2 protein-coding genes are annotated in these 2,494 nt (G+C 30.3%); one reads left to right on the top strand and one right to left on the bottom strand.

Annotated features, from left to right (window positions below):
- The coding region (locus tag DIU01_RS06770; protein WP_290832786.1) for a hypothetical protein at window positions 1-1,552 on the bottom strand (1,552 nt) is incomplete at its 3' end.
- A 742-nt stretch (window positions 1,553-2,294) separates the two neighbouring features.
- On the opposite strand from DIU01_RS06770, the gene DIU01_RS06765 reads away from it, so the two are divergent.
- On the top strand, window positions 2,295-2,494 hold a 200-nt coding region (locus DIU01_RS06765; RefSeq protein WP_290832784.1), incomplete at its 3' end, for a hypothetical protein.

Here is a 2,494-nt window from a genome sequence, read left to right as displayed (position 1 = left end):
TAAATTTTAACATTTCGGAGGTGCCAATTCCGTTATCAGAATAGTTGATTGTGATTTTGTTTTTTGTGCTTTCAAACCTTATCACTACTACAGAACAGTGGCTGTGCTTCTTCATATTGACCAGTAATTCTTGCAACGTTCTGTAGACTGCAATTTTAACTTCTTTTTTTACTAAATGCCAATTTATAGTGTTCTGATTTTGAATTAGCACGTTTACATCGTTAGAAATATAACTCGCAATCATGCTTTGTAAATTATCTTGAAAATTACTTCCAGTATCAATATCACTGTTTTCTTTGGCAATGTTTCTGGTTCGTGTGTAAATAGCGTCGAGATTTTCTAAAAGTTGTTCTTTTTTAGCGTTGTCTTGCAGGTCTTGCGTTTCTGCATAGGTTAGCGCATTAAAAACATCATTGGCCAGTTCGTCATGAAGTCTTTTGGATATTCTGGTTTCGGTTTCGTAGGAGATAGTTCTTAGTTTTCTTCTATTTCTTGATCGAATTGTGAAGAAAATCACTAAGAAAATAGTAGAGGCAAAGAGGAAAAGTAGTAGATAGAGTTGTTTTTGTGTTTTTTGTTTTTCGCTTTCTTTCTGAGCAATGGAAAAGTCGTATTTGATTTTAGTAAATTGGGTTTTAGATGCTTGTCGTATTTTATTAATGCTATCTGAAATACTCATTTGCTTTAGCGCAAGTTTTTTCAAATCGTTAGAATTACCTGATGTAATTTGGAATTTTAGGGCTTCAATTCTATCGTCGGGACTGTTAATTGCCGTTGCCGAATTGTAAGCTTTTTGCGCAAAATCTTGAGCTAGAGTAGGATTGGAATTGAGATAGTATTCCGAAAGATGCATGTAGGATGCAATTAATTCTGAATTATTCTCAAGGCTATCTCTGATTTGTAGTGATTCCTTAAGGTAGTTGATTGCTTTTGGATCGTTTAATTTGAAATAGGCATAACCGAGATTGTCGAGAACGTCTGCATGACTTTCTGCATTAATAGCCAATGAATCATGTGCTATTACTTCGGAAAGTAATTGTTGTGCTTTCAGGAATTCTTTAGCTTCAAGGTAGTTATATCCAATATTATTAAAATATACTAATTTGTCTTTTTCGCTTGTTACTGAATTTATTGCAAGATTGAAGTATTTTAGAGCATTTTCAAAATCATAAAGCTCGATGTAGTTTAATCCTAAAAGATTATAGATGTCATTTATGGAATTGTATTTTGGATGCAGTTTAATGATTTCAGTTGCAGTGGCCTCACTTTCAATAAAGTCTGATTGTTTGCTTTGCATTTCTGCAATGAAATAAAGTGCATAAGCTATTCGATCTTTTTCACTGTTTTTACAAACCTCTTTCGCCTTATAGAAATAGTAGAACGCGCTGTCAAAATTTTGATTTTCATAATATGAATCAGCTTTATCTAATAATTTTTCAAATTCAGGATTTTTATCTTCGCCAGAATCTTTCTCTTTTTTACAGGAAAACAAAAGCAAAATGGCGATTGCCATCATAAAATAAATCGGGAAATTCCACCTTTTTAGTATCATTTCCCGAAAATATTAAAATAAATTAGAATTCCCTCAATTATTCAAAAATAAATTAGGGTCTTTTTGGCGGAATGTCTCCACTTTGCTGATTGTTATCTTCTTGTAAAGTCTCACCGATTTTAAGCCAAATGATTGGTCATTTTGAAATTCGTAAATTCCTCGAGATGGAAAAAAATACTATCCAGTTTTTCAATATGGATGGCGAGAATCCAGAGAATGGTGCCGAAGTGAAAAAAATTACTAAGCATATTATTGAGAAGTACGTGGAAACTTGTAAGTAGTACAGAAATACAGCTATGATGAAGCTGGGTTCTGGATTAAAAATAGAAGAAATCGGTTTGATTTAATAACTATCATGTGTTACAAACTTTACTGTTGAAATTATTCTGAAAATCAATAATTACAAATAAAAAAATAACATTTGTTTTTTCTAGGGTTATTTTATTATTTGTATTCTTGTATTGTCTTCTTTACTGAACTTAAATAGCTATTTGATGTCACGAACACAAAAAAATAAAGAAATTTAACACTATAGATTGAAGAAATGAGTAACGAAAGCAAAATTAACAACAATTCAATTTTTTTTTTATCTTTGGATTACTAACTAATTAGTGCCTCATAAATAGTTGAATTTAGTTTGGAAAATTACAACGCAAAATTAAATTTTAAGTAATACAACATTATTTAATATTTATGAGGTTCTTGAAGTGTTATGTTTTTTTAATCAACAACGAATACAACTATGAAAAATGAATTAAACTTTTACACTAAATTAATCGCTACGATTCTTGATTCATGTTGTACTTATGTTGTTACTGTTGAAAACTTAGATATCAAATTAATTTCTTATTACGGAAATCAACCACTTGATTTAGATACTTTAAAATTACTTACAAATAATTTTGACCCCAAAAAAAAATCTTTTGCAGTAATTGATATCAA

This window comes from Flavobacterium sp., assembly GCF_003525665.1.
Lineage (GTDB): Bacteria > Bacteroidota > Bacteroidia > Flavobacteriales > Flavobacteriaceae > Flavobacterium.
Note: the sequence above shows the minus strand (reverse complement) of the source record. Positions and strands in the feature narration are given on the sequence as shown.